Below are 26,794 nucleotides of genomic sequence, written 5' to 3'. Positions count from 1 at the left end.
GGGTTATTTTTTTGAACTTTTTTAGAAAGGAGGTAAAAAATGGGAGAAAGAATAAAAGGTTTATCTATAGGTTTGGATTTGGATGCAGCAAATTTAAATAGATCATTTGCAGAAATCAAACGAAACTTTAAAACTTTAAATTCTGACTTAAAGTTAACCGGCAACAACTTCAAATATACCGAAAAATCAACTGATAGTTACCAACAAAGGATTAAAGAACTTGACGGAACTATCATAGGTTATAAGAAAAATGTTGATGATTTAGCCAAGCAATATGACAAGGTATCTCAAGAACAGGGTGAAAACAGTGCAGAAGCTCAAAAATTACGGCAAGAATATAACAAACAAGCAAATGAGCTGAATTATTTAGAAAGAGAATTGCAAAAAACATCGGCTGAGTTTGAAGAGTTCAAAAAAGCCCAAGTTGAAGCTCAAAGAATGGCAGAAAGTGGCTGGGGGAAAACCAGTAAAATTTTTGAAAGTATGGGACCTAAATTAACAAAAATGGGTGATGGTTTAAAATCTATTGGTAAAGGTATGATGATTGGTGTTACCGCACCTGTTTTAGGTATTGCAGCAGCATCAGGAAAAGCTTTTGCAGAAGTTGATAAAGGTTTAGATACAGTTACCCAAGCAACAGGAGCAACCGGCGGAGAGCTTAAGAAGTTGCAGAATTCATTTAAAGATGTTTATGGCAACTTTCCAGCAGATGCTGAGACTGTAGGCGGTGTTTTAGGGGAAGTTAACACAAGGTTAGGTTTCACTGACAAAGAACTTGAGAGTGCCACAGAGTCATTCTTGAAATTTAGTCACATAACAGGTTCTGAAGGCGTACAAGCCGTTCAATTAATTACGCGTGCAATGGGTGATGCAGGTATTGAAGCTGATGAGTATCAAAGTGTACTTGATATGGTAGCGAAAGCAGCACAGGCTAGCGGTATAAGTGTTGATACATTAGCTGATAGCATTACTAAATACGGTGCTCCAATGAGGGCTATGGGCTTTGAGATGAAAGAATCAATCGCTTTATTCTCTCAATGGGAGAAATCAGGTGTTAATACTGAAATAGCCTTCAGTGGTTTGAAAAAAGCTATATCCAATTGGGGTAAAGCTGGTAAAAATCCAAGAGAAGAATTTAAGAAGACATTAGCAGAAATTGAAAAGACGCCGGATATAGCTAGCGCAACAAGTTTAGCGATTGAAGCATTTGGTGCAAAAGCAGGTCCTGATTTAGCAGATGCTATTAAAGGTGGTCGTTTTAGTTATCAAGAATTTTTAAAAACTATCGAAGATTCCCAAGGCACAGTAAATCAAACGTTTAAAGATTCTGAAAGTGGCTCCGAAAGATTTAAAGTAGCAATGAATAAATTAAAATTAGTAGGTGCTGATGTATGGACTTCTATTGAAAGTGCGTTTGCACCAGTAATGGAAGAATTAATCAAAAAGCTATCTATAGCGGTTGATTGGTTTTCCAATTTAAGTGATGGTTCTAAAAGATCAATTGTTATTTTCGGTGGTATTGCTGCTGCAATTGGTCCTGTAGTTTTTGGATTAGGCGCATTTATAAGTACAATTGGCAATGCAGTAACTGTATTAGCCCCACTATTAGCTGGTATTGCAAAGGCTGATGGATTAATTAGTTTTTTATCGACTAAAGTACCTATATTAGGAACTGTCTTCACGGCTTTAACTGGTCCAATTGGCATTGTATTAGGTGTTTTGGCTGGCTTAGCAGTCGCATTTACAATTGCTTATAAGAAATCTGAAACTTTCAGAAATTTTGTTAATGGTGCAATTGAAAGTGTTAAACAAACATTTAGTAATTTTATTCAATTTATTCAACCTTTCATTGATTCTGTTAAAAACATCTTTAAACAAGCGATATCAGCAATAGTTGATTTTGCTAAAGATATTTGGAGTCAAATTAATGGATTCTTTAATGAAAACGGAATTTCTATTGTTCAAGCGCTTCAAAATATATGCAATTTTATCAAAGCTATATTTGAATTTATTATAAATTTTGTAATTAAACCAATCATGTTTGCGATTTGGCAAGTGATGCAATTTATTTGGCCGGCGGTTAAAGCCTTGATTGTCAGTACTTGGGAGAATATAAAAGGAGTAATACAAGGTGCTTTAAATATAATACTTGGCTTTATTAAGTTCTTTTCAAGTTTATTCACTGGTAATTGGCGAGGTGTTTGGGACGGTATTGTGATGATACTAAAAGGCACTGTGCAGTTAATTTGGAATTTAATACAACTGTGGTTTGTAGGCAAAATACTTGGCGTTGTTAGGTACTTTGGCGGATTGCTAAAAGGATTAATAACAGGTATTTGGGACGTAATAAAAAGTATATTCAGTAAATCTTTATCAGCAATTTGGAATGCGACAAAAAGTATTTTTGGATTCTTATTTAATAGTGTCAAATCAATTTTCACGAATATGAAAAATTGGTTATCTAACACATGGAGTAGTATCCGTACGAATACGATAGGAAAAGCACAGTCATTATTTAGTGGTGTGAAATCAAAATTCACTAGTTTGTGGAATGCGACAAAAGATATTTTTAGTAATCTAAGAAATTGGATGGCAAATATTTGGAATTCCATTAAAGATAATACGGTTGGAATTGCAAGTCGTTTATGGAGTAAAGTGCGTGGAATTTTTACAAATATGCGTGACGGCTTACAAAGTATTATCAGCAAAATTAAAAGTCATATCGGCGGTATGGTAGATGCTATTAAAAAAGGACTTAATAAATTAATTGAAGGTTTAAACTGGGTCGGTGGTAAGCTGGGAATGGATAAAATACCTAAGTTACACACTGGTACAGAACACACACATACTACTACAAGATTAGTTAAGAACGGTAAGATTGCGCGGGATACGTTCGCTACGGTTGGGGATAAAGGACGTGGAAATGGTCCGAATGGTTTCAGAAATGAAATGATTGAATTCCCTAATGGTAAACGTGTAATCACACCTAATACAGATACTACCGCTTATTTACCTAAAGGCTCAAAAGTATACAACGGTACACAAACTTATTCAATGTTAAACGGAACGCTTCCAAGATTTAGCTTAGGTACTATGTGGAAAGATATTAAATCCGGTGCATCATCGGCATTTAACTGGACAAAAGATCAAATAGGTAAAGGTACCAAATGGCTTGGCGATAAAGTTGGCGATGTTTTAGATTTTATGGAAAATCCTGGCAAACTTTTAAATTATATACTTGAAGCTTTTGGAATTGATTTCAATTCTTTAACTAAAGGTATGGGAATTGCAGGCGACATAACAAAAGCTGCATGGTCTAAGATTAAGAAAAGTGCTACTGATTGGATAAAAGAAAATTTAGAAGCTATGGGCGGTGGCGATTTAGTCGGCGGAATATTAGACCCTGACAAAATTAATTATCATTATGGACGTACCGCAGCTTATACTGCTGCAACTGGAAGACCATTTCATGAAGGTGTCGATTTTCCATTTGTATATCAAGAAGTTAGAACGCCGATGGGTGGCAGACTTACAAGAATGCCATTTATGTCTGGTGGTTATGGTAATTATGTAAAAATTACTAGTGGAGTTATCGATATGCTATTTGCGCATTTGAAAAACTTTAGCAAATCACCACCTAGTGGCACGATGGTAAAGCCCGGCGATGTTGTTGGTTTAACTGGTAATACCGGATTTAGTACAGGACCACACTTACATTTTGAAATGAGAAGAAATGGACGTCACTTTGACCCTGAACCATATTTAAGAAATGCAAAGAAAAAAGGTAGGTTATCAATTGGTGGCGGTGGTGCTACTTCTGGAAGTGGTGCAACTTATGCAAGCCGAGTAATCCGTCAAGCGCAAAGTATTTTAGGAGGACGTTATAAAGGTAAGTGGATTCATGACCAGATGATGCGAGTTGCAAAGCGTGAAAGTAACTATCAATCAAATGCAGTGAATAATTGGGATATTAATGCTCAAAGAGGAGACCCATCAAGAGGATTATTCCAAATCATCGGCTCAACTTTTAGAGCAAACGCTAAACGTGGATATACTAACTTTAATAATCCGGTTCATCAAGGTATTTCAGCAATGCAGTACATTGTTAGACGCTACGGTTGGGATGGATTTAAGCGTGCTGGTGATTACGCATATGCTACAGGTGGAAAAGTTTTTGATGGTTGGTATAACTTAGGTGAAGACGGTCATCCAGAATGGATTATTCCAACAGATCCAGCTCGTAGAAATGATGCAATGAAGATGTTGCATTATGCAGCAGCAGAAGTAAGAGGGAGAAAAGCGAGTAAAAATAAGCGTCCTAGTCAATTGTCTAGTGTAAATGGGTTTGATGACCCAAGCTTATTATTGAAAATGATTGAACAACAGCAACAACAAATAGCTTTATTACTGAAAATAGCGCAATCCAACGATGTGATTGCAGATAAAGATTATCAGCCGATTATTGACGAATACGCTTTTGATAAAAAGGTGAACGCGTCTATAGAAAAGCGAGAAAGGCAAGAATCAACAAAAGTAAAGTTTAGAAAAGGAGGAATTGCTATTCAATGATAGACACTATTAAAGTGAACAACAAAACAATTCCTTGGTTGTATGTCGAAAGAGGGTTTGAAATACCCTCTTTTAATTATGTTTTAAAAACAGAAAATGTAGATGGACGTTCGGGGGCTATATATAAAGGGCGTAGGCTTGAATCTTATAGTTTTGATATACCTTTAGTGGTACGTAATGACTATTTATCTCACAACGGCATTAAAACATATGATGACGTCTTGAATGAATTAGTAAAGTTTTTTAACTACGAGGAACAAGTTAAATTACAATTCAAATCTAAAGATTGGTACTGGAACGCTTATTTCGAAGGACCAATAAAGCTGCACAAAGAATTTACAATACCTGTTAAGTTCACTATCAAAGTAGTACTAACAGACCCTTACAAATATTCAGTAACAGGAAATAAAAATACTGCGATTTCAGACCAAGTTTCAGTTGTAAATAGTGGGACTGCTGACACTCCTTTAATTGTTGAAGCCCGAGCAATTAAACCATCTAGTTACTTTATGATCACTAAAAATGATGAAGATTATTTTATGGTTGGTGATGATGAGGTAACCAAAGAAGTTAAGGATTACATGCCTCCTGTTTATCATAGTGAGTTTCGTGATTTCAAAGGTTGGACTAAGATGATTACTGAAGATATTCCAAGTAATGATTTAGGTGGTAAAGTCGGCGGTGACTTTGTGATATCCAATCTTGGCGAAGGATATAAAGCAACTAATTTTCCTGATGCAAAAGGTTGGGTTGGTGCTGGCACGAAACGAGGGCTCCCTAAAGCGATGACAGATTTTCAAATTACCTATAAATGTATTGTTGAACAAAAAGGTAAAGGTGCCGGAAGAACAGCACAACATATTTATGATAGTGATGGTAAGTTACTTGCTTCTATTGGTTATGAAAATAAATATCATGATAGAAAAATAGGACATATTGTTGTTACGTTGTATAACCAAAAAGGAGACCCCAAAAAGATATACGACTATCAGAATAAACCGATAATGTATAACTTGGACAGAATCGTTGTTTATATGCGGCTCAGAAGAGTAGGTAATAAATTTTCTATTAAAACTTGGAAATTTGATCACATTAAAGACCCAGATAGACGTAAACCTATTGATATGGATGAGAAAGAGTGGATAGATGGCGGTAAGTTTTATCAGCGTCCAGCTTCTATCATAGCTATCTATAGTGCGAAGTATAATGGTTATAAGTGGATGGAGATGAATGGATTAGGTTCATTCAATACGGAGATTCTACCAAAACCGAAAGGCGCAAGGGATGTCATTATACAAAAAGGTGATTTAGTAAAAATAGATATGCAAGCAAAAAGTGTTGTCATCAATGAGGAACCAATGTTGAGCGAGAAATCGTTTGGAAGTAATTATTTCAATGTTGATTCTGGGTACAGTGAATTAATCATACAACCTGAAAACGTCTTTGATACGACGGTTAAATGGCAAGATAGATATTTATAGAAAGGAGATGAGAGTGTGATACATGTTTTAGATTTTAACGACAAGATTATAGATTTCCTTTCTACTGATGACCCTTCCTTAGTTAGAGCGATTCATAAACGTAATGTTAATGACAATTCAGAAATGCTTGAACTGCTCATATCATCAGAAAGAGCTGAAAAGTTCCGTGAACGACATCGTGTTATTATAAGGGATTCAAACAAACAATGGCGTGAATTTATTATTAACTGGGTTCAAGATACGATGGACGGCTACACAGAGATAGAATGTATAGCGTCTTATCTTGCTGATATAACAACAGCTAAACCGTATGCACCAGGCAAATTTGAGAAAAAGACAACTTCAGAAGCATTGAAAGATGTGTTGAGCGATACAGGTTGGGAAGTTTCTGAACAAACCGAATACGATGGCTTACGTACTACGTCATGGACTTCTTATCAAACTAGATATGAAGTTTTAAAGCAATTATGTACAACCTATAAAATGGTATTGGATTTTTATATAGAGCTTAGTTCTAATACCGTCAAAGGTAGATATGTGGTACTCAAAAAGAAAAACAGCTTATTCAAAGGTAAAGAAATTGAGTATAGTAAAGATTTGGTTGGGTTAACTAGGAAGATTGATATGTCAGAAATCAAAACAGCATTAATTGCTGTGGGACCCGAAAATGACAAAGGAAAGCGTTTAGAGTTAGTTGTGACTGATGACGAAGCACAAAGTCAATTCAACTTACCTACCCGTTATATTTGGGGAATATACGAACCTCAATCAGATGATCAAAATATGAATGAAACACGGTTGCGTTCTTTAGCCAAAACAGAGTTAAATAAACGTAAGTCGGCAGTTATGTCATATGAGATTACTTCTACTGATTTGGAAGTTACGTATCCGCACGAGATTATATCAATTGGTGATACAGTCAGAGTAAAACATAGAGATTTTAACCCGCCATTGTATGTAGAGGCAGAAGTTATTGCCGAAGAATATAACATAATTTCAGAAAATAGCACATATACATTCGGTCAACCTAAAGAGTTCAAAGAATCAGAATTACGAGAAGAGTTTAACAAGCGATTGAACATAATACATCAAAAGTTAAACGATAATATTAGCAATATCAACACTATAGTTAAAGATGTTGTAGATGGTGAATTAGAATACTTTGAACACAAAATACACAAAAGTGATACACCGCCAGAAAATCCAGTCAATGATATGCTTTGGTATGATACAAGTAACCCTGATGTTGCTGTCTTGCGTAGATATTGGAATGGTCGATGGATTGAAGCAACACCAAATGATGTTGAAAAATTAGGTGGTATAACAAGAGAGAAAGCGCTATTCAGTGAATTAAACAATATTTTTATTAATTTATCTATACAACACGCTAGTCTTTTGTCAGAAGCTACAGAATTACTGAATAGCGAGTACTTAGTAGATAATGATTTGAAAGCGGACTTACAAGCAAGTTTAGACGCTGTGATTGATGTTTATAATCAAATTAAAAATAATTTAGAATCTATGACACCCGAAACTGCAACGATTGGTCGGTTGGTAGATACACAAGCTTTATTTCTTGAGTATAGAAAGAAATTACAAGATGTTTATACAGATGTAGAAGATGTCAAAATGGCCATTTCAGATAGATTTAAATTATTACAGTCACAATACACTGATGAAAAATATAAAGAAGCGTTGGAAATAATAGCAACAAAATTTGGTTTAACGGTGAATGAAGATTTGCAGTTAGTCGGAGAACCTAATGTTGTTAAATCAGCTATTGAAGCAGCTAGAGAATCCACAAAAGAACAATTACGTGACTATGTAAAAACATCGGACTATAAAACAGACAAAGACGGTATTGTTGAACGTTTAGATACTGCTGAAGCTGAGAGAACGACTTTAAAAGGTGAAATCAAAGATAAAGTTACGTTAAACGAATATCGAAACGGATTGGAAGAACAAAAACAATATACTGATGACCAGTTAAGTGATTTGTCCAATAATCCTGAGATTAAAGCAAGTATTGAACAAGCAAATCAAGAAGCGCAAGAAGCTTTAAAATCATACATTGATGCTCAAGATGATCTTAAAGAGAAGGAATCGCAAGCGTATGCTGATGGTAAAATTTCGGAAGAAGAGCAACGCGCTATACAAGATGCTCAAGCTAAACTTGAAGAGGCAAAACAAAACGCAGAACTAAAGGCTAGAAACGCTGAAAAGAAAGCTAATGCTTATACAGACAACAAGGTCAAAGAAAGCACAGATGCACAGAGGAAAACATTGACTCGCTATGGTTCTCAAATTATACAAAATGGTAAGGAAATCAAATTAAGAACTACTAAAGAAGAGTTTAATGCAACCAATCGTACACTTTCAAATATATTAAACGAGATTGTCCAAAACGTTACAGATGGAACAACAATCAGATATGATGATAACGGAGTGGCTCAAGCTTTAAATGTGGGGCCACGTGGTATTAGATTAAATGCTGATAAAATTGATATTAACGGTAATAGAGAAATAAACCTTCTTATCCAAAATATGCGAGATAAAGTAGATAAAACCGATATTGTCAACAGCCTTAATTTATCAAGAGAGGGTCTTGACATCAATGTGAATAGAATTGGTATTAAAGGCGGAAATGCTAACCGTTATGTACAAGTTCAAAATGATTTTATTGAACTTGGCGGAATCGTACAACGAACTTGGAAAGGCAAACGATCAACCGATGATATATTCACACGTCTTAAAGATGGACATCTAAGGTTTAGAAATAATACCGCAGGCGGTTCACTTTATATGTCACATTTTGGTATTTCAACATATATTGATGGAGAAGGCGAAGACGGAGGTTCATCCGGTACTATTCAATGGTGGGATAAAACTTACAGTGATAGCGGTATGAATGGCATAACAATCAATTCCTATGGTGGTGTCGTTGCACTAACGTCAGATAATAATCGGGTTGTTCTGGAGTCTTACGCTTCATCGAATATCAAAAGCAAACAGGCACCGGTGTATTTATATCCAAACACAGACAAAGTGCCTGGATTAAACCGATTTGCATTCACGCTGTCTAATGCAGATAATGCTTATTCGAGTGACGGTTATATTATGTTTGGTTCTGATGAGAACTATGATTACGGTGCGGGTATCAGGTTTTCTAAAGAAAGAAATAAAGGTCTTGTTCAAATTGTTAATGGACGATATGCAACAGGTGGAGATACAACAATCGAAGCAGGGTATGGCAAATTTAATATGCTGAAACGACGTGATGGTAATAGGTATATTCATATACAGAGTACAGACCTACTGTCTGTAGGTTCAGATGATGCAGGAGATAGGATAGCTTCTAACTCAATTTATAGACGTACTTATTCGGCCGCAGCTAATTTGCATATTACTTCTGCTGGCACAATTGGGCGTTCGACATCAGCGCGTAAATACAAGTTATCTATCGAAAATCAATATAACGATAGAGATGAACAACTGGAACATTCAAAAGCTATTCTTAACTTACCTATTAGAACGTGGTTTGATAAAGCTGAGTCTGAAATTTTAGCTAGAGAGCTGAGAGAAGATAGAAAATTATCGGAAGACACCTATAAACTTGATAGATACGTAGGTTTGATTGCTGAAGAGGTGGAGAATTTAGGATTAAAAGAGTTTGTCACGTATGATGACAAAGGAGAAATTGAAGGTATAGCGTATGATCGTCTATGGATTCATCTTATCCCTGTTATCAAAGAACAACAACTAAGAATCAAGAAATTGGAGGAGTCAAAGAATGCAGGATAACAAACAAGGATTACAAGCTAATCCTGAATATACAATTCATTATTTATCACAGGAAATTATGAGGTTAACACAAGAAAACGCGATGTTAAAAGCGTATATACAAGAAAATAAAGAAAATCAACAATGTGCTGAGGAAGAGTAATCCTTAGCACTATTTTTATACAAAAATTTAAGGAGGTCATTTAATTATGGCAAAAGAAATTATCAACAATACAGAAAGGTTTATTTTAGTACAAATCGACAAAGAAGGTACAGAACGTGTAGTATATCAAGATTTCACAGGAAGTTTTACAACTTCTGAATTGGTTAACCATGCTCAAGATTTTAAATCTGAAGAAAACGCTAAGAAAATTGCGGAGACGTTAAATTTGTTATATCAATTAACTAACAAAAAACAACGTGTGAAAGTAGTTAAAGAAGTAGTTGAAAGATCAGATTTATCTCCAGAGGTAACAGTTAACACTGAAACAGTATGAAAAGCTATGAGTTAGATACTCATAATCTTTATTCTTTTAGAAAGCGGGTGTACTGAATTGGGGTGGTTCAAAAAACACGAACATGAATGGCGCATCAGAAGGTTAGAAGAGAATGATAAAACAATGCTCAGCACACTCAACGAAATTAAATTAGGTCAAAAAACCCAAGAGCAAGTTAACATTAAATTAGATAAAACCTTAGATGCTATTCAAAAAGAAAGAGAAATAGATGAAAAGAATAAGAAAGAAAATGATAAGAACATACGTGATATGAAAATGTGGGTGCTTGGTTTAGTTGGGACAATATTTGGGTCGCTAATTATAGCATTATTGCGTATGCTTATGGGCATATAAGAGAGGTGAATAAAATGTTTAAACTAATCTTTGGTTATAGTTTCTGGACATGTTTTTGGTTCGGTAAATGTAAATGAGTTTTAGTCAGTGCTTCGGTACTGACTTTTTATTTATTGTTGTAATTATGGTAATATGCAGAAGTGAGCAAGTTGGATAGATGGTGGCTATCTGAGTATAAGGAGGTGGTGCCTATGGTGGCATTACTGAAATCTTTAGAAAGGAGACGCCTAATGATTACAATTAGTACCATGTTGCAGTTTGGTTTATTCCTTATTGCATTGATAGGTCTAGTAATCAAGCTTATTGAATTAAGCAATAAAAAATAACCATCGCTAACTTTGGCTGGTTTCGATGGTTAAATGGTTATTAATTTAATCTTTAATCTAAAATAGCCACCGTCTTTTTAACGGGCTCATTAGGGTAACATGTTTGCGCATGTTGCCCTTTTTCTATATATAAATTAACACACCATAATATAAATATCAAATAGACGGCTTATTAGTCGTCTTTTTATTTTGGGTAAAAGGAGATAAGAATATGATTAATTGGAAAATTAGAATGAAACAAAAATCATTTTGGGTAGCGATATTGTCAGCTATCTTTTTATTTGCTCAAAACATCGCAAAAGCTATTGGGTATGATATCCAAGTTTATACAGAGCAATTAACAGACGGTTTAAACGCTATATTAGGATTTTTAGTATTAACTGGTGTGATTCAAGACCCGACTACTAAAGGTATAGGTGATAGCCACCAAGCTTTAGAATATGAAGAACCAAGAAGAAAATACTAGGAGGTAAAATAATGAAAACATACAGTGAAGCAAGAGCAAGGTTACGTTGGTATCAAGGTAGATATATTGATTTTGACGGTTGGTATGGTTACCAATGTGCAGATTTAGCAGTTGATTACATTTATTGGTTGTTAGAAATTAGAATGTGGGGAAATGCAAAAGATGCAATCAATAACGATTTTAAAAACATGGCAACAGTATATGAAAACACACCATCGTTTGTTCCACAAATAGGTGATGTGGCTGTATTTACCAAAGGAATATATAAACAATACGGTCATATTGGTTTAGTGTTTAATGGTGGTAATACAAACCAATTTTTAATTTTGGAACAGAACTATGACGGTAACGCAAATACGCCTGCAAAGTTACGTTGGGATAATTATTACGGCTGTACTCACTTTATTAGACCTAAGTATAAAAGTGAGGGCTTAATGAATAAGATCACAAATAAAGTTAAACCACCTGCTCAAAAAGCAGTCGGTAAATCTGCAAGTAAAATAACAGTTGGAAGTAAAGCGCCTTATAAGCTTAAATGGTCAAAAGGTGCTTATTTTAATGCGAAAATCGACGGCTTAGGTGCTACTTCAGCCACTAGATACGGTGATAATCGTACTAACTATAGATTCGATGTTGGACAGGCTGTATACGCGCCTGGAACATTAATATATGTGTTTGAAATTATAGATGGTTGGTGTCGCATTTATTGGAACAATCATAATGAGTGGATATGGCATGAGAGATTGATTGTGAAAGAAGTGTTTTAATTCTTAGGTTAAAATGTTAAATATTTGTTAATTATTTTTTAATGTAAGTTTAGTTTCTTTTAATATTTTATTGATTTTTAATATTTTCTCAATATAAAATGAAGTTGTTGATATTTATCATCTTAAATAAGGGTGTTAGCTATAAAAAGAGATAAATAAAAACAAATATATTATATTTGGAGGAAGCGCCATGCTCAAAAGAAGTTTATTATTTTTAACTGTTTTATTGTTATTATTCTCATTTTCTTCAATTACTAATGAGGTAAGTGCATCAAGTTCATTCGACAAAGGAAAATATAAAAAAGGCGATGACGCGAGTTATTTTGAACCAACAGGCCCGTATTTGATGGTAAATGTGACTGGAGTTGATGGTAAAGAAAATGAATTGCTATCCCCTCGTTATGTCGAGTTTCCTATTAAACCTGGGACTACACTTACAAAAGAAAAAATTGAATACTATGTCGAATGGGCATTAGATGCGACAGCATATAAAGCGTTTAGAGTAGTTGAATTAGATCCAAGCGCAAAGATCGAAGTCACTTATTATGATAAGAATAAGAAAAAAGAAGAAACGAAGTCTTTCCCTATAACAGAAAAAGGTTTTGTTGTCCCAGATTTATCAGAGCATATTAAAAACCCTGGATTCAACTTAATTACAAAGGTTGTTATAGAAAAGAAATAAAACAAAATAGTTGTTTATTATAGAAAGCAATGTCTTGCTTGAATATGTGTAGTGAAAATTATCTTTCATCAAATTCTCATTCATGCACGAATGGCTCTTCCCCACCTAATCAGATATTAGGTGACTTATGGGGAGAAATCAGTTAGGATGAAAAAGTGGATAATCCTTTTTTAGGCAGGTACTTCGGTACTTGCCTATTTTTTTATGTTATAATCTTTCTAGACGTATTCAAAGGACGTCTTTTTAGATTGTATGTTATAGCTAGCCTTCGGGCTAGCTTTTTGCTATGATGTGTTACACATGCATCAACTATTTACATCTATCCTTGTTCACCCAAGCATGTCACTGGGTGTTTTTTTCTTATGATAGAGAGCATAGTTTTCATACTACTCCCCCGTAGTATATATGACTTTAGCATTCCCGTATAATAGTTTACGGGGTGCTTTTTATGTTATAATTAACTGTATATAGTAGGAGTGAACTATATAGCCTGTTAAGTGGCCTAGTAACCTAACACTTATCCTGCAATTGATATCCTTTTTGCCCTTCACTCGATACATATATCTCAACAACATAGAAATATTACAGTCGCTACACCGCATCTTAAATGGTGTGGTTATTTTTATTGGAAGTGTGTATCAGGTATCAGTAATGTTAAAACACCAGCTAAAAATGAAAAGAATTCACCAGTGCCAGCAGGTTATACACTCGATAAAAACAATGTACCGTATAAAAAAGAGACTGGTTATTACACAGTTGCCAATGTTAAAGGTAATAACGTGAGGGATGGCTATTCAACTAATTCAAGAATTACAGGTGTATTACCCAATAACGCAACGATCAAATATGACGGCGCATATTGCATCAATGGCTATAGATGGATTACTTATATTGCTAATAGTGGACAACGTCGTTATATAGCGACAGGAGAGGTAGACAAGGCAGGTAATAGAATAAGCAGTTTTGGTAATTTTAGCGCAGTTTGAAAAAAAGTGTGTAAAGTTTCATATGAAGTTAATTAATTTATTATAGAATAGTTTAAAATTATGCTATAATCATTTTAGACACAGCAATGTGTTCAAATTTTCATCTATTCATAAGCTAGCCTTCGGGCTAGTTTTTTTGTGTTATATATTTGTTTTAATTAAATAAAATTAGATAATGCAATAGTAGCCATTTTATGTTAATATTACCTTGGGCGTTTTCAAGGAGCGCCTTTCATTTTTTATGTATTGCTCCCCTTCGGGCTAGTATATTAAATTTATTTTTGCGCTTTCCAAATCAATGTATATGTGTTATATTGTTTATGGGAAGTAGGTAAGCATTTCGGTGCTTACCTTTTTTTGTTTTTCTATAAATACAATAAGGTATGTCAATTTGATAATTTATTAATTTTCATTTAATAAGAAGATCTATATAGTTAATGAATAATTAATGTACTTTTTTTTAGTTAGTCATTAAAATAAATTAGTACTAATTACTAAGGAGAATAAAAAATGAAAATTAGAAAATCTATACTTGCGGGAACTTTAGCAATCGTTTTAGCATCACCACTAGTAACTAATCTAGATAAAAATGAGGCACAAGCTAGCACAAGCTTGCCAACATCGAATGAATATCAAAACGAAAAGTTAGCTAATGAATTAAAATCGTTATTAGATGAACTAAATGTTAATGAATTAGCTACTGGAAGTTTAAACACTTATTATAAGCGAACTATAAAAATTTCAGGTCTAAAAGCAATGTATGCTCTTAAGTCAAAAGACTTTAAGAAAATGTCAGAAGCAAAATATCAACTTCAAAAGATTTATAACGAAATTGACGAAGCACTAAAAAGTAAATATTAAAAAAACCACCCTTTTACGGGTGGTTTTAATTTTCTAGATAATATAAAAGTGTTCATAAATAAAACAGTATAGGCAAACAATAAAGTATTGAAAAAAGTAAGTTTAATATGAAAATTGTTAAATGAACGACATCTTTTGTTTTTATAAATATCAAGAAAATAATCAAACTCAAAATAAATAACGTAACTGTAGTCATAGGCGTCCATACATAATCAGCATTAGTCATTAAGAATGGTGCAGCCATTATGAAAAAATTTATAATGCAGATGAAATAGACAATTAGACTATAAATTAGGTAAATAACAATACACACCCTTCATAAATAAATAATTTAAATCCTATATATTTTAACAAAAGTAAAACACAGAAGTGTAGAAAATAAAAAATATTGGTAAATAAAATCAATAAGTTTAACCAATATGTTGCTCGCTTCATACCGTATATTGCAACAAAAATTCCGATCAAGAAAAATATAGCCCCTATGATAAAACAGAAATCCGATGCTGAACTATTAAAAAATGAGGTGTTTAGAGTTAGAAAATGAGTTAATGAGTTGACTATAACTAATAAGATATTAATTATATTTGTATGGTTCTTCACATGATACCTCCAAGTAAAAAAATCTAATTAATAAAGTGAATGCTTGATGAACAAGCAGTTATTCCAAACAGAATCAATAAGAAAAGTAGAATCAACATGCTAATGCCCCATAAACAACCCTTTTCACTTTCTCTATTATTAATTTCTTGACTTCTTTTAAAGATATTATTACTTTTACATTCTTTAGTTGTTTTAAATTTCACGTTTTTATTACTTCCTTTTGTCTAAAAGTTTACAATGAATTTTTGATTATAATAATATATTCAAAATAGTACTATCTAGTTTGATATGTCAAGCAATATTATTATAAAATTGGAATTCTGAGTTGTCTACTCTAATTTATTATATTTACCTATAAAAATACACCTCAAAAAATAGATTTTTCAGTCTAGCTTTTGGGGTGTACATTCCACACAAACATGTGATTATTTTGATGTTTCTATTAAACTTGTAATTTTAAATTTAAAGTCCCTAAAAAGTCCCTAAAATTTTATTTTATATGAGGTATTATTGATAATGATAAAGTTATAAACCTTGATATTATGCTGTTTTACTTTTTGAATGATAAGTAATTTTATGTTAAAAGTCTCCAGTTCGGATACAGTAGGGTCGATAACATGTAAACATTATGACTCACTAACTTCAAATCAGTATCATCTTTCTTAGTTTCGGCTTTAGCGTTACTCTCGCTAAGCGCTCCAACTAATATTAAATTGGCTAATGCAATAGTTGCAACTTTTTTTAAAGAATTAGATTTTATTTTTTTTATCATCAGTATCACTCCTTATTAATAGCATACAACGAATTAACTATTTAAGGGATTAACTGAATTTAAATTAATTATTAAATCGAATTTATATTTTTAAGCAAATGGTTTTCAAATATAAATATGATATACATACAGTTGATAAACACATTGAGAAGTAAGGATAATGTAGATATTTAGATATCTTTTTCGGTGTATTGATTGGAAGAAATAAAGACAACACTTTTGAGAAGTGTAAATTTGTAGTTAAGCGACTTTAAAAGAATATTTAGGTATGTTAAAGAAGTGTTCAAATTGATAATTTATTATTAATATTCAGTTAATTCAAAATTGTGATAAATCGTGGCTATAATGAATGTGTAAAATCGAATTTCAAAAAGGAGAGATAATTATGAAATTTAAGTCAATCATTACATCAACATTAGCACTAGGTGTTTTAGCAACAACAGGAGCAACTTTCATTAACAATGAAGCATCGGCATCAAAACAACAATCACATAGTACTTATCATAAATCGCACGCGAAGAGTCAAGTGCAATATACAATTACATTGAATGGTATAACTTCAAATATTTTATCTTATTTAGCACTTCCTAAAAATACAAATGTTAGTTATAAAGATTTAACGTATAAAGTGAAATCAGTTTTAAAATACGACAGAGGTGTTAGTGATATTGATGTAAGCAATGCTAAGAAAGCATCTTATACGGTATTTTATAAAAATGGAACTAAAAAAGTGGTAGATTTAAAATCTAATAATTATACAGCAAACTTAGTTAATACAGGTGATATTAAAAAAATTGACATCAATGTTGATTTAAAGAAACATTCTAAAGAAAAAGTGAAAGCAAATACACAAGTACCATACACAATAGCAGTAAATGGCGCTTCTACTCCGCTTTTAGCAAACTTAACATTTTCAAATAAACATTTGATTAGCTATAAAGACTTAAATGCAAAAGTAAAATCAGTATTAAAGTATGATAGAGGAATCAATGAGATTGACTTGAAATTTGCGAAAAAAGCAAAATACACAGTACATTTCAAAAATGGAACTAAAAAAGTGGTAGATTTAAAATCTGATATCTTCTCAGGTAACCTATTTAGAGCAAGCGATATTAAAAAAATTGATATTAATGTTGATGTAAAAATTGCTTCAAAAGATAAAGCAAAAGTAACTACGCAAGTACCTTACACAATAGCAGTAAATGGAACTTCAGCACCTATTTTATCAAGTATTGCATTCCCAAATAAAGAATTGATTAGCAATAAAGATTTAAATGCAAAAGTGAAATCAGTTTTAAAACACGATAGAGGTATTAGAGACCTTGATATTCAATTTGCAAAACAAGCAAAATACACAGTACATTTTAAAAATGGAACTAAAAGAGTAATAGATTTAAAATCTAATGTAATAACAGGTAACTTATTCAAAGCAAGTGACATTAAAAACATTGAAATTAATGTGAAACAACATAACCATTGAAAGGGTAAGGACGAAAATATTGTTACTAAAGTAACGATACCAGTTTATTTAAATGGACATCCCGAATTACTTTCACATCATTTTAGATTTACTCATGCAAATCGAATTACATTTGAAGACTTGAATCTAAAATTAAAATCAACTTTAGCTAATGATCAAGGTGTTCAACAATCTGATATCGATGGGGCAGAACGTATTAAATATAAAGTTTATTTTAAAGATGGCACATCTGAAGTCATTGATTTGAAAGCAAAAGTAAAAAATTGGAAAGTATTTAAAGCGACAGACATTAAAAAAATAGATATGGATTTGAAATTCTAATTAAAGAAGGCATCTCACAGGCGTGAGGTGCTTTTTCTATATATTCTCAACGCGAAGTTTTCAGGGGAAATAAGCACTTTAAATTTAATAGTGTAGAAGAAGCTATAAAAACAATTCATGATTTTATACATTTCTTTAATCATGAAAGAATTACATTAAAAATGGCTGATTCTGTTTAACAACAAAATCAACCATTAATTTTAATTATTTAATTTTCTACTTGACTGGTTGCAGTTCAAAAACGTTTCCATCAGTCCAATAAATGGTAATGCGAATTCAATTTGTTATCTTAAATCATCAATCGCATTGGCAATTGCATCAAATACGTGAGGTATGTCTTCTTTTTCGACACAGCTAAATGCAATACGTATATCTGTTGAATTTAAAGCAATGACACCAATTGAGTATTTTTCAATTAAATGCTTACGAAGTTCTTCAGGATCTACATCATGAACTTTAATTGCCATAAAATAACCTGAATTAAAGTCGTATGCTTGCCAATGAGAGCGATATTGATCAGCATAAACGACTTCTTTTGTTACTTCATAGCGTGCTTTTAATGTTTGGATATTTTGTTCAATCTCTTTATCAAATTGCTCGTTATTTTTTAAAACATGCTTAACGGCACTTTGTGTTGGAAGTGGTCCACTAGAGATATTGCTTCGAATAAGTCCTTTTACTTTCGCTTCTAGGACATCTTTTGTTACTTGGTCAGATGTACCAAATGTCATAAATCCAACACGGAATCCCCATGCGAAAAATTCTTTTGTTGCACCATCTAAGCGAACAGGTAATACTGCGTTTGATTTTAAGTTTGTTAAAGCAGTAAATAATGATTGCGTATATACATCTTCATAGAAAAGACCATAATATGCATCATCGACGACAGCTACAACTTTTGTACCTTTGTCAGCCAATGCTTTAATTGCATTAACGATTGTAGTTACTTCATCATGTGTAGGTGTATAACCAGTTGGATTATTTGGATAATTTAAAATCATAATGACTTTATCTTTATTGTATGATTGTAAAGTTTCTACAAGTGATTCAGTTGTATAGTGACCTTCTTCATTAAAGATAGGGTATGTTTGAATGTCGGCACCGTTTCTTGTATTAAACACAAGTTTATAGTTGCCCCAATTATGTTCTGGTAACAAAATGGTATCGCCTTGGTTTACAAATAAATCGCCAACTAAAGACAAACCATGAGTTAGTGCGTTCGTAACAATAGGACGTGACATATTTTCAATTGAAAGTTCAGGATTGTCACGTAACATTTTTTGTTGCCATAAATCACGTAGCTCTTCTACGCCTTGAGGTGGTGCATAAGGGAATATTTCATCAGGCGTTAAATCATTAAACATAGCCTCTAATGATGGCGCGAACATTTTCCCGTGCTTATTTGTCGCCATTCCAATTGTTGCATTATACTTTGTACTTTTTGCTTCGGCAGATTGAGATAAAATACCTTTTGGATAAAACATATTTTGACCTAAATTAGATAACATTGAAAGTGCAGTTGCGTTTGACTGTTGAAGTTGTTCATTTAAGCTTTGGGCTAAAGGATTCATTATTGCTTAACCTCTCTTTAAAAAAATTGTATGCCTATATATTATCTTCAATTATACCAAAGATAAAGCGTTGTTGTTGAACAAACGAATAATATGTAAAATTCACCACCAAAATACGAACACATGTTCTATTTTTATGTTAGAATATGTATAGGTCATCCATCAGTATGATACTTTAGTCGAATGGAGGTGTAGTGTAATGATGTGGTGGCAAGATGGGATGATGACACTAATTACAGGTGGCTTACTTATTATTTTTCGACTTTGGTTAGAATTGAAATGGAAAAATAAAAAATGATCTTACACACATAAAAAACCCCGAGTCTGCTGGTACCAGACTTGGGGTTGTGTAGTATAATTCTGTGGATACAGTTAAATAATATCATTGAACACAATATACCGCAATCAAAAATCATTTTGAAAGAATTGATTTGTTGCAATATTTTATTGGGAATATGTATTACTTATAAAATAAAGGTGAGGTTTTCATTATTAATCATTGATATATTTGTTATAATGTCGGTGTTGAGGTGAATGAGGATGAAGCATCTAACAAAAGTATTTGTTATATTAGCAATTATATTATTTATTATAGGTTATTATTTACAAGCCACGAATCATGAAAGCCAAGGCATTAAATTATTATTAGCTGCGATTATGTTCATGGTTTGTGCCTTTATTAGTAGAAGTAATGATCGACGTAAAAACAACGAATAGTAGTAGACTGTTTAAAACGCCTGCTTATATGCGATTGAAATTTATCATGCATTAGAAGCTTCGTTCTGACAGTCTTTTTTTCATTTTAGGGGAATTAGTTTGGAGTAGCGAAAAGCAGTTGCAAAACGAGACAATGCGCTAACAATTAAAATCATCGTTTTATACAGGAACCAGTATGATAGTAAGTTGTGTATATTTACAAAACTGTGCATATTGTGTATATTGTATATATACAGATTGCGGAAGGGGGACATTGATGAAAATAATTTTGAAAAATAGTAGTGATTTCCCGATTTATGAACAGATTAAGCAGCAAGTTAAACAAAATATTTTAAAAGGTCATGTTGCTCCTGGTGAGCATTTACCATCGATGAGAGAACTCGCAAAAGATTTGCAAGTCAGTTTAATCACTACTAAGCGTGCTTATGAAGATTTAGAGAAAGATGGATTTGTTACTACTATTAGAGGTAAGGGAACATTTGTTAAAGAACAAGATAGTGCCATTCTTAAAGAAAAACAATTTTTTACTATTGAAAATTTAGTTAAAGAATTAGTTAACGAAGCGCAAGCCATTGAAATGCCACTTGAGGAACTTCAAGAAATTTTAACTTTTATTTATGAGGAGGAATCGTCATGAATGCAATAGAAGTTAAAAATGTCACATATGAGTATGATCAATTTCAACTTAAAAATATTTCATTTAATGTTCCTCGAGGATTTGTTACAGGCTTTATTGGTAGAAATGGTGCTGGTAAAACGACATTAATTAGGTTGATCATGGATTTGTATGAACCTTTATCAGGTGAGATTAGAGTTTTCGAAGATGATATGGCTCGTAATCCTATCGAAATTAAGAATAAAATTGGTTTTGTTTACGCTGAAAATTATTTTAATGAGCGATGGACTGCAAAACAATTTGAAAAAATGGTTAGGTCTTTTTATTGTAAATGGGATCATCAAATTTTTGAGTTTTATCTTGAAAAATTCGACTTACCAATTAATAAACCAATAAAAAGTTTTTCAACCGGTATGAAGATGAAATTATCATTAGCAGTAGCTTTTTCGCATCATGCTGAGCTATATATTTTTGATGAACCGACTTCTGGTCTCGATCCTTTAGCAAGAAATGAACTTCTGGATATTATTCAAAAAGAATTAATAGATGAGAATAAAACAGTTTTCATGTCAACGCACATTATTTCAGATTTAGAAAAAATAGCAGACTATATCATTCACTTAAGTGATGGTGAAATTGTTTTAAATGGTTCGAAAGACGAATTGTTACAAAGATTTCAAATTGTGAGTGGTGATATCGCAGATATAGACGAAGAATTAGCATCTTTACTTATTTTTGAAGAACATAAGCGTACAGGGTTTATAGGATTAACGGAATATGCACAAGTGTTTAAAGAAATATTGGGGCATAAAGTGAATATCACAACACCTTCTATTGAGAATTTAATGGTTTATCTTGAAAAGAGAAAACCAAAATATCATGAAAACATCAAGTTGATGGAAGAGGGTATTTAAATGAAGGCATTGTTAATTAGGAACTTTAAATTGCGTCGATATACACTTATCATTTATGTTTTACTATTGATTTGTTATCCTATATATCTAACATTAGAATCAATAAAGTTCTTTAATCTATTACAATCTTTTGTAAGTGCAATAATTTTCGTTATTTGGATTTTAGATGCTGGTCACTTATTTAGGTTAAATCGTAGACTAGGTGGCAATGATTCTTATTATTTTTATATGAGTTTACCAGTTTCAAAGAAGCAATTATTGGATGCTAACTATATTACATGTATTGTTTTAACTTTAATTGGTACTTTAGTCATTAGTTTATATGCATATCAAGCAGAAGTGATTGAACCAAATTCAATTTATTTTTCAACAGCATATGCGTTTGTCATATCTAACTTTTTATCTATACCAATTGCGTTCAGTCGATTTACGGAATTGCGTAGAGTAAGAGTACATTATGGCATATATGTTTTTACTGTTATCATTTTAGTACCATTTTTATTTTCAATAGCTATCGTATTAGTAAATTATTTTGTTTTAAAACAATCAGCGTTTCCAGATTTATACTCATATTTATTAAATATTGGTTTTCTATTTGTAAGCATTGTTGTACTTATTGTCAATTATTTTAAACAGCTCAAGAAAATAAACGTTTGAATTTTTAAAGGAGGCAGTCGATGAAATTAGAACATATTACAAAAAAATACGGCTCTAACATCGTTTTAAATGATATTGATTTTGATTTTGGCGATAGTAGAATTGTCGGATTAATAGGAAAAAATGGTGTTGGTAAAACAACAGTTATGAAAGTAATGAATGGTAATATTATTAAGTTTGATGGAAAAGTAGATATTGATAATGCAGATAATATCGGTTTTTTAATTGAGCACCCTAAATTATATGATAATAAATCAGGATTGTATAACTTGAAATTATTTGCACAAGTATTAGGTAATGGTTTTGATAAAGCATACACAGATAAAATTATAGATGCATTTGGTATGCGACCTTATATTAAAAAGAAAGTTAAGAAATATTCAATGGGGATGAAGCAAAAGTTAGCGATTGCAGTATCTTTAATGAATAAACCTAAATTTTTAATCTTGGATGAGCCTACAAATGGTATGGATCCAGATGGCTCAATCGATGTACTAACTACAATTAAGTCTCTAGTTAATGAACTTGATATGAGAATTTTAATTTCTAGTCATAAATTAGAAGATATTGAATTAATTTGTGATAGAGCAGTATTTCTGAGAGATGGACATTTTGTTCAAGATGTTAACATGGAGGAAGGTGTTGCATCTGACACAACGATAGTTACTGTTGATCATAAAGACTTTGATAGAACTGAAAAATATCTTGCAGAGCATTTCCAACTACAAAATGTCGACAAAGCAGACGGACATTTAATGATTAATGCACAAAAAAATTATCAATCTATACTTAAAGCATTATCTGAATTAGATATTTATCCGAAATATATTGAAACACGTAAAAGTTCATTACGTGATACGTACTTCAATATTAACCAAAGAGGTGATAAATAATGAGAATCTTAAATTTAGTTAAGTATGATTTTTATAGTATTTTAAAAAGTCCTTTAACATATTTAGCGATACTAGTCGTATCTGGTTTGATTGCAACGCAAAGTATACTTATGGCAAATGCTTTGGATAACCCGAAACATATTATTGTCTATGAATCTGTATTTGCTGCAGCAAAATGGTTATTGTTAATAATTGGATTAATGTTTGTTGTTAAGACAATTACGCGTGATTTTTCACAAGGTACAATTCAACTTTATATGAGTAAAGTTAAAACACGCGTTGGATACATTATTTCGAAGACAATTTCAATTATTTTAATTTCAATATTATTTGCATTAATTCATTATGCGATTTTGATTGTTGTGCAGGCATCTAGTAATGGGAAGAATTTGGCGTTTTCTAAATATCTAGATAACTTATGGTTCTTCCTAATCTTTTTATTATTCTTTGGCTTGTTTTTATTCTTAATCACACTTGCATCACAAAAAACAGCAATGATATTTTCATTAGGTGTATTTTTAGTGCTCATTGTACCGTTTATTAAACCTTTCATTAGATTGATTCCAAGATACGGTGATAAAATATTAGATGCTTTTGATTATATTCCTTTTGCTTACTTAACTGATATAATGATTAGCTCTAACTTTGATTTTAGCAATTGGCAATGGGTAATTTCATTAGGTTCTATAGTAATATTCTTCATTTTGAATATCTTATATGCCGCTAAAAAAGACATTTAATAAAAATAATTTTGAGGTTGGGAATTTAATAACTTCCCAACCTCAAAATTTGTCTTTATATATTTTTTATTTATTTTCTAATTTATTTAGGATGGAATTATAAATGGCTTTCCAAAATGATGAATCTGTTTTGTAACGATTTGAAATGACTAAATGCGTTTCTTTTTCTAAATCTGCATAGTCTGGATGATCTTTGCTCGGTAATTTATCGGCACGAACATCAGTTACAAATTTTTGGACTTCATTTGCTCTTGGTCCCCAAACTGTTTCTTGTTCGAATTGATCATTTAAGAAAACAAAAATAGGGATTGCACGAGATTTTCCATTTGTTAAGTATTGATCGATTAATTTTGTATCGTCATCTCTATGGAATACACGTACTTCTAGGTTTAATGCTTCACTGATGTGTTTTAAAATTGGAAGATTCATCATTGCATCTCCACACCAGTCTTCAGTAATTACTAATACTTTAGAATAATTCATCTCTTTTATTTTGTTGATGCGTGAATCATTTTCTGGTAATTCAAATGATTGATAAATGTTAAGAACATTATCTTTGTTCGTTTTCATTCCTTCGATGTATTCATTTAAGGGCTGGCTATTTTTGAAATAAGTTTCTAAATTTGTCATTGTAAAAACCTCCTTTAGCATTTATAACATTATACCAAGTTATGCTAATAAAAGGTAATGAAATAAATTAATTGCAAATTCTATGTTAATTTTTGTTAAGGATGAAACAGAAAGCACCTTGTGCTATATTTAAATAAGAATTAAGAAAGGGTGACATCAGTGCGTATTCAAAATCGATGGGTTGTATTTGCTTTATTTTTAATTTGTTCTATTGGTGTATTAATTGGTTTATATCAATATCGCCATACGAAAACTGTAGATTTATCTGCTGTTGAAATCAATAATGTTAAATTAAATGAAAAGTTTAATAGTAAAGGTTATGAAGTGAATAAAAAAATCAAAATTGACCGTTTTAAATTTTATAACAGCAAAGCACACCCTGATTTCACTGTTAAAGTCAGAGAAAAGGACAATGTAGTAAAGGGAATAATATTAGTGAAAGATGAAAAAGTATCAACAAACTTTGATGGCTCAATAGATTCCCCAATCAATGATGCAATCGATAATCTTGGATTTGGTTATAAAAAATCAAATGTTGGTAATGATTTTGAATCAGTAAAATATATTGATAGAGACCATCATTTGAAATTAAACTTACTATATCAAGATCAAGAAATTAAGCGTATTGAATTTTTTAGTAAATAATTTATAGGCTTAAGGTTGTATAGAATGATAATGAATAATTTAATCAGGATGAGTGACCTATATGAACAAGATTACTTATTTAAATGAATTAGAGACGGCACTTGATGCGTTACCTAGACATTTACGCGATCAAAAAATGTATGAGTATGAACGATACTTCTATGAACAAGAGCTTAATGGTGTTGATGAAGAAGAAATATTAAGGAAATTAAAAGATCCTCAAGATGTTGCGACTGAGACGAAGGCAAGAAGTGTTATAGATTACGCTGAGTCAAAGCCAACGTTCGAAAATATTTCAAGAGCAGTTGCAGCATCGCTAAGTTTGGGCATTTTATCTATTTTTGTAATTCTTATTCCGGTTTCAATTGTTGGTTTATTTATATTAGCTTTATTTTTAATTTCGTTGTTGTTACTATTTTGTCCTATTATTTTATTAGCTTCAGCGATATCTAGAGGTATTGTTGATTCGATTAGTAATGTGTTTTTTGCAATATCATATTCAGGATTAGGATTAGTTTGTATCATTGTTATATTTAAAATTTTAGAATACATCTACCGTTTAATCTTAAAATATTTACTTTGGTATATTAAAACCGTTAAAGGAAGCGTTAGAAAATGAAAAAACTCTTTTTTATTGGTCTTATTGTGTTTGTGGTGTTTTTCACTGCAGCAACCATTATCTGGTTTACGTATGATAAGAATAAATACGGTACCAAACAATACGATAAAACATTTAAGGATAACGCTTTTAATCGCGTAGCTATTAATTTAGATAGTACTGAACTTCGTATTAAACATGGAAAGCAATTTAGGGTTAAATATGAGGGTGACAATGATGTATTAATTGATGTAGATGATAAGACATTGAAAATTAGTGACAAAAGGTCAAAGACAAGAGGTTACGCTATTGACATGAATCCATTTCACGAAAATAAGAAAACATTAACTCTTGAAATGCCGGACAAAATGATTAAACGTTTGAACATTATATCTGGAGCTGGCGGTGTTAAGATTAAAGGCGTTAATTTAGATAATACTAATATACAAAGTATTAATGGTGAAGTATCTATTACTAATACGCATATTGACTCGCTTGATTCAAAGACTAATAATAGTCCTACATATATAAGAGATAGCAATATAAATAATAGTAATATTAAAGTGAGTATTGGAATGCTAAGGGTTGAAAATAGTCATATTAGCAATTCTATATTTTTAAATGATAATGGTGATATTGATTTTGAAAAGATGCCATCAAAAGTTGACGCAAAAGCTTCGACAAAAGAAGGAGATATTCATTTTAAGTATGGTAAGCAACCTCAAGATACGATATTAAAGTTAAATCCTGGGACTGGAAATAGTGTCGTAAAGAACAAAGTGTTTACGAATGGAAAAGTAGGCAAGAGCGATAATGTTTTAGAGTTTTATACGATTGATGGAAATATTAGAATTGATTAAAAGTTTGAATA

28 protein-coding genes and 3 pseudogenes are annotated in these 26,794 nt (G+C 31.9%); 24 read left to right on the top strand and 7 right to left on the bottom strand.

All coding sequences use genetic code 11. From position 1 onward, the window contains the following. Positions 1 to 39: 39 nt before the first annotated feature. The 7 genes from SAMSHR1132_RS09570 (at position 40) to pepG1 (ending at position 11,007) form a co-directional block, all read left to right on the top strand. Positions 40 to 4,569 (top strand): phage tail tape measure protein, encoded by a 4,530-nt coding sequence (locus tag SAMSHR1132_RS09570; RefSeq protein WP_014373866.1) that lies wholly within the window; start codon positions 40 to 42, stop codon positions 4,567 to 4,569. Then, entirely contained in the window at positions 4,566 to 6,050 is a 1,485-nt protein-coding gene (locus SAMSHR1132_RS09565; protein WP_000567390.1) for a phage distal tail protein, read from the top strand. Before SAMSHR1132_RS09570 ends, SAMSHR1132_RS09565 begins: the two co-directional genes overlap by 4 nt. A 15-nt stretch (positions 6,051 to 6,065) precedes the next feature. Continuing rightward, the gene (locus tag SAMSHR1132_RS09560; RefSeq protein WP_000582188.1) at positions 6,066 to 9,851 is read left to right on the top strand and encodes a phage tail spike protein; all 3,786 of its coding nucleotides are present in this window, start codon (positions 6,066 to 6,068) and stop codon (positions 9,849 to 9,851) included. Continuing rightward, positions 9,841 to 9,993: a hypothetical protein gene (locus SAMSHR1132_RS09555; RefSeq protein WP_001153681.1), complete on the top strand. Its 153-nt coding sequence runs from the start codon at positions 9,841 to 9,843 to the stop codon at positions 9,991 to 9,993. Before SAMSHR1132_RS09560 ends, SAMSHR1132_RS09555 begins: the two co-directional genes overlap by 11 nt. Before the next feature lie 46 nt (positions 9,994 to 10,039). Further along, positions 10,040 to 10,327: a hypothetical protein gene (locus SAMSHR1132_RS09550; RefSeq protein WP_001040256.1), complete on the top strand. Its 288-nt coding sequence runs from the start codon at positions 10,040 to 10,042 to the stop codon at positions 10,325 to 10,327. Positions 10,328 to 10,384: 57 nt separating this feature from the next. After that, positions 10,385 to 10,681, top strand: coding sequence for a DUF2951 domain-containing protein (locus tag SAMSHR1132_RS09545; RefSeq protein WP_000539688.1), 297 nt, complete (start codon positions 10,385 to 10,387; stop codon positions 10,679 to 10,681). Between the two features lie 191 nt (positions 10,682 to 10,872). Beyond that, complete coding sequence (gene pepG1, locus SAMSHR1132_RS13870) at positions 10,873 to 11,007, top strand: type I toxin-antitoxin system toxin PepG1 (protein ID WP_000226108.1); 135 nt, start codon at positions 10,873 to 10,875, stop codon at positions 11,005 to 11,007. Between the two features lie 52 nt (positions 11,008 to 11,059). On the opposite strand, the gene SAMSHR1132_RS09535 is transcribed toward pepG1, so the two are convergent. Next, positions 11,060 to 11,167 (bottom strand): hypothetical protein, encoded by a 108-nt coding sequence (locus tag SAMSHR1132_RS09535; RefSeq protein ID WP_001791821.1) that lies wholly within the window; start codon positions 11,165 to 11,167, stop codon positions 11,060 to 11,062. Positions 11,168 to 11,218: 51 nt separating this feature from the next. Here SAMSHR1132_RS09535 and SAMSHR1132_RS09530 point away from each other — a divergent pair, with 51 nt between their 5' ends. From SAMSHR1132_RS09530 to scn, 5 genes and pseudogenes are all read left to right on the top strand, one after another. Further along, complete coding sequence (locus SAMSHR1132_RS09530) at positions 11,219 to 11,473, top strand: phage holin (protein ID WP_000611512.1); 255 nt, start codon at positions 11,219 to 11,221, stop codon at positions 11,471 to 11,473. Between the two features lie 11 nt (positions 11,474 to 11,484). Then, the gene (locus SAMSHR1132_RS09525) at positions 11,485 to 12,240 is read left to right on the top strand and encodes a CHAP domain-containing protein (protein WP_000861030.1); all 756 of its coding nucleotides are present in this window, start codon (positions 11,485 to 11,487) and stop codon (positions 12,238 to 12,240) included. A gap of 190 nt (positions 12,241 to 12,430) precedes the next feature. Then, complete coding sequence (gene sak / locus SAMSHR1132_RS09520) at positions 12,431 to 12,922, top strand: staphylokinase (RefSeq protein ID WP_000920035.1); 492 nt, start codon at positions 12,431 to 12,433, stop codon at positions 12,920 to 12,922. Between the two features lie 647 nt (positions 12,923 to 13,569). After that, positions 13,570 to 13,908: pseudogene (locus SAMSHR1132_RS13855) on the top strand (SH3 domain-containing protein); the annotation flags it as partial. Positions 13,909 to 14,418: 510 nt separating this feature from the next. Then, positions 14,419 to 14,769 (top strand): complement inhibitor SCIN-A, encoded by a 351-nt coding sequence (scn, locus tag SAMSHR1132_RS09510; protein ID WP_000702262.1) that lies wholly within the window; start codon positions 14,419 to 14,421, stop codon positions 14,767 to 14,769. Positions 14,770 to 14,821: 52 nt separating this feature from the next. Here scn and SAMSHR1132_RS09505 read toward each other — a convergent pair whose 3' ends face one another. From SAMSHR1132_RS09505 to SAMSHR1132_RS09490, 4 genes are all read right to left on the bottom strand, one after another. Next, positions 14,822 to 15,082 carry a hypothetical protein gene (locus tag SAMSHR1132_RS09505; RefSeq protein WP_001791826.1) on the bottom strand — a complete coding sequence of 87 codons (261 nt, stop codon included), beginning with the start codon at positions 15,080 to 15,082 and terminating at the stop codon, positions 14,822 to 14,824. Continuing rightward, positions 15,061 to 15,369 carry a hypothetical protein gene (locus SAMSHR1132_RS14380; protein ID WP_001792927.1) on the bottom strand — a complete coding sequence of 103 codons (309 nt, stop codon included), beginning with the start codon at positions 15,367 to 15,369 and terminating at the stop codon, positions 15,061 to 15,063. Before SAMSHR1132_RS14380 ends, SAMSHR1132_RS09505 begins: the two co-directional genes overlap by 22 nt. Before the next feature lie 23 nt (positions 15,370 to 15,392). Further along, entirely contained in the window at positions 15,393 to 15,572 is a 180-nt protein-coding gene (locus tag SAMSHR1132_RS09495) for a hypothetical protein (RefSeq protein ID WP_000669789.1), read from the bottom strand. A 371-nt stretch (positions 15,573 to 15,943) separates the two neighbouring features. Continuing rightward, positions 15,944 to 16,141 carry a hypothetical protein gene (locus SAMSHR1132_RS09490; RefSeq protein ID WP_000591859.1) on the bottom strand — a complete coding sequence of 66 codons (198 nt, stop codon included), beginning with the start codon at positions 16,139 to 16,141 and terminating at the stop codon, positions 15,944 to 15,946. Positions 16,142 to 16,526: 385 nt separating this feature from the next. On the opposite strand from SAMSHR1132_RS09490, the pseudogene SAMSHR1132_RS09485 reads away from it, so the two are divergent. Both SAMSHR1132_RS09485 and SAMSHR1132_RS13845 read left to right on the top strand, forming a co-directional pair. Next, positions 16,527 to 17,942: pseudogene (locus SAMSHR1132_RS09485) on the top strand (MAP domain-containing protein). A gap of 53 nt (positions 17,943 to 17,995) precedes the next feature. After that, positions 17,996 to 18,121: pseudogene (locus SAMSHR1132_RS13845) on the top strand (IS3 family transposase); the annotation flags it as partial. A 105-nt stretch (positions 18,122 to 18,226) separates the two neighbouring features. On the opposite strand, the gene SAMSHR1132_RS09475 reads toward SAMSHR1132_RS13845, so the two are convergent. Continuing rightward, positions 18,227 to 19,513, bottom strand: a complete 1,287-nt coding sequence (locus tag SAMSHR1132_RS09475) for an aminotransferase class I/II-fold pyridoxal phosphate-dependent enzyme (protein ID WP_001068549.1) — start codon at positions 19,511 to 19,513, stop codon at positions 18,227 to 18,229. 199 nt (positions 19,514 to 19,712) lie between these two features. Between SAMSHR1132_RS09475 and SAMSHR1132_RS09470 the strand changes: the two genes are divergently transcribed. From SAMSHR1132_RS09470 to pmtD, 7 genes are all read left to right on the top strand, one after another. Next, positions 19,713 to 19,811, top strand: a complete 99-nt coding sequence (locus SAMSHR1132_RS09470) for a Trp-rich small protein (protein WP_000990055.1) — start codon at positions 19,713 to 19,715, stop codon at positions 19,809 to 19,811. A gap of 242 nt (positions 19,812 to 20,053) precedes the next feature. Then, on the top strand, positions 20,054 to 20,230 hold the full coding sequence (locus tag SAMSHR1132_RS09465; RefSeq protein ID WP_000681974.1) for an SE1626 family protein: 177 nt from the start codon (positions 20,054 to 20,056) through the stop codon (positions 20,228 to 20,230). Between the two features lie 256 nt (positions 20,231 to 20,486). Further along, positions 20,487 to 20,867 (top strand): PSM export ABC transporter transcriptional regulator PmtR, encoded by a 381-nt coding sequence (gene pmtR / locus SAMSHR1132_RS09460; RefSeq protein ID WP_000691588.1) that lies wholly within the window; start codon positions 20,487 to 20,489, stop codon positions 20,865 to 20,867. Beyond that, entirely contained in the window at positions 20,864 to 21,760 is an 897-nt protein-coding gene (gene pmtA / locus SAMSHR1132_RS09455; protein WP_000991312.1) for a phenol-soluble modulin export ABC transporter ATP-binding protein PmtA, read from the top strand. Before pmtR ends, pmtA begins: the two co-directional genes overlap by 4 nt. Next, positions 21,761 to 22,417, top strand: coding sequence for a phenol-soluble modulin export ABC transporter permease subunit PmtB (gene pmtB, locus SAMSHR1132_RS09450; RefSeq protein ID WP_000645723.1), 657 nt, complete (start codon positions 21,761 to 21,763; stop codon positions 22,415 to 22,417). It begins immediately after the preceding gene. Positions 22,418 to 22,437: 20 nt separating this feature from the next. Then, positions 22,438 to 23,310 (top strand): phenol-soluble modulin export ABC transporter ATP-binding protein PmtC, encoded by an 873-nt coding sequence (pmtC, locus tag SAMSHR1132_RS09445; protein WP_000763042.1) that lies wholly within the window; start codon positions 22,438 to 22,440, stop codon positions 23,308 to 23,310. Continuing rightward, positions 23,310 to 24,050: a phenol-soluble modulin export ABC transporter permease subunit PmtD gene (gene pmtD, locus SAMSHR1132_RS09440; protein ID WP_001221655.1), complete on the top strand. Its 741-nt coding sequence runs from the start codon at positions 23,310 to 23,312 to the stop codon at positions 24,048 to 24,050. Before pmtC ends, pmtD begins: the two co-directional genes overlap by 1 nt. Before the next feature lie 66 nt (positions 24,051 to 24,116). Here the strand turns inward: pmtD and SAMSHR1132_RS09435 are convergent, their stop codons facing one another. After that, positions 24,117 to 24,680, bottom strand: a complete 564-nt coding sequence (locus SAMSHR1132_RS09435; RefSeq protein WP_000182845.1) for a thioredoxin family protein — start codon at positions 24,678 to 24,680, stop codon at positions 24,117 to 24,119. Between the two features lie 159 nt (positions 24,681 to 24,839). Here SAMSHR1132_RS09435 and SAMSHR1132_RS09430 point away from each other — a divergent pair, with 159 nt between their 5' ends. The 3 genes from SAMSHR1132_RS09430 to SAMSHR1132_RS09420 all read left to right on the top strand — a co-directional run bounded on the left by SAMSHR1132_RS09430 (position 24,840) and on the right by SAMSHR1132_RS09420 (position 26,783). Continuing rightward, positions 24,840 to 25,325: a hypothetical protein gene (locus SAMSHR1132_RS09430; RefSeq protein ID WP_001222555.1), complete on the top strand. Its 486-nt coding sequence runs from the start codon at positions 24,840 to 24,842 to the stop codon at positions 25,323 to 25,325. A gap of 61 nt (positions 25,326 to 25,386) precedes the next feature. Continuing rightward, positions 25,387 to 25,944, top strand: a complete 558-nt coding sequence (locus SAMSHR1132_RS09425; RefSeq protein WP_001033969.1) for an HAAS signaling domain-containing protein — start codon at positions 25,387 to 25,389, stop codon at positions 25,942 to 25,944. After that, positions 25,941 to 26,783 carry a DUF4097 family beta strand repeat-containing protein gene (locus tag SAMSHR1132_RS09420; protein WP_000732303.1) on the top strand — a complete coding sequence of 281 codons (843 nt, stop codon included), beginning with the start codon at positions 25,941 to 25,943 and terminating at the stop codon, positions 26,781 to 26,783. The genes SAMSHR1132_RS09425 and SAMSHR1132_RS09420 overlap by 4 nt, the downstream gene beginning before the upstream one ends. The last annotated feature ends 11 nt before the right edge of the window (positions 26,784 to 26,794 follow it).

This window comes from Staphylococcus argenteus (genome assembly GCF_000236925.1).
GTDB classification, from domain to species: Bacteria; Bacillota; Bacilli; order Staphylococcales; family Staphylococcaceae; genus Staphylococcus; species Staphylococcus argenteus.
Note: the sequence above shows the minus strand (reverse complement) of the source record. Positions and strands in the feature narration are given on the sequence as shown.

Coding starts and splice junctions, on each gene's coding strand:
- SAMSHR1132_RS09525 (WP_000861030.1), top strand. CDS start 11,485: ATGAAAACATACAGTGAAGCAAGAGCAAGGTTACGTTGGTATCAAGGT.
- SAMSHR1132_RS09570 (WP_014373866.1), top strand. CDS start 40: ATGGGAGAAAGAATAAAAGGTTTATCTATAGGTTTGGATTTGGATGCA.
- pepG1 (WP_000226108.1), top strand. CDS start 10,873: ATGGTGGCATTACTGAAATCTTTAGAAAGGAGACGCCTAATGATTACA.
- SAMSHR1132_RS09420 (WP_000732303.1), top strand. CDS start 25,941: ATGAAAAAACTCTTTTTTATTGGTCTTATTGTGTTTGTGGTGTTTTTC.
- SAMSHR1132_RS09475 (WP_001068549.1), bottom strand. CDS start 19,513: ATGAATCCTTTAGCCCAAAGCTTAAATGAACAACTTCAACAGTCAAAC.
- SAMSHR1132_RS09465 (WP_000681974.1), top strand. CDS start 20,054: ATGAAGCATCTAACAAAAGTATTTGTTATATTAGCAATTATATTATTT.
- pmtD (WP_001221655.1), top strand. CDS start 23,310: ATGAGAATCTTAAATTTAGTTAAGTATGATTTTTATAGTATTTTAAAA.
- pmtA (WP_000991312.1), top strand. CDS start 20,864: ATGAATGCAATAGAAGTTAAAAATGTCACATATGAGTATGATCAATTT.
- SAMSHR1132_RS09470 (WP_000990055.1), top strand. CDS start 19,713: ATGATGTGGTGGCAAGATGGGATGATGACACTAATTACAGGTGGCTTA.
- SAMSHR1132_RS09550 (WP_001040256.1), top strand. CDS start 10,040: ATGGCAAAAGAAATTATCAACAATACAGAAAGGTTTATTTTAGTACAA.
- sak (WP_000920035.1), top strand. CDS start 12,431: ATGCTCAAAAGAAGTTTATTATTTTTAACTGTTTTATTGTTATTATTC.
- SAMSHR1132_RS09555 (WP_001153681.1), top strand. CDS start 9,841: ATGCAGGATAACAAACAAGGATTACAAGCTAATCCTGAATATACAATT.
- SAMSHR1132_RS09425 (WP_001033969.1), top strand. CDS start 25,387: ATGAACAAGATTACTTATTTAAATGAATTAGAGACGGCACTTGATGCG.
- SAMSHR1132_RS09435 (WP_000182845.1), bottom strand. CDS start 24,680: ATGACAAATTTAGAAACTTATTTCAAAAATAGCCAGCCCTTAAATGAA.
- SAMSHR1132_RS09490 (WP_000591859.1), bottom strand. CDS start 16,141: ATGATAAAAAAAATAAAATCTAATTCTTTAAAAAAAGTTGCAACTATT.
- pmtB (WP_000645723.1), top strand. CDS start 21,761: ATGAAGGCATTGTTAATTAGGAACTTTAAATTGCGTCGATATACACTT.
- scn (WP_000702262.1), top strand. CDS start 14,419: ATGAAAATTAGAAAATCTATACTTGCGGGAACTTTAGCAATCGTTTTA.
- pmtR (WP_000691588.1), top strand. CDS start 20,487: ATGAAAATAATTTTGAAAAATAGTAGTGATTTCCCGATTTATGAACAG.
- pmtC (WP_000763042.1), top strand. CDS start 22,438: ATGAAATTAGAACATATTACAAAAAAATACGGCTCTAACATCGTTTTA.
- SAMSHR1132_RS09565 (WP_000567390.1), top strand. CDS start 4,566: ATGATAGACACTATTAAAGTGAACAACAAAACAATTCCTTGGTTGTAT.
- SAMSHR1132_RS09530 (WP_000611512.1), top strand. CDS start 11,219: ATGATTAATTGGAAAATTAGAATGAAACAAAAATCATTTTGGGTAGCG.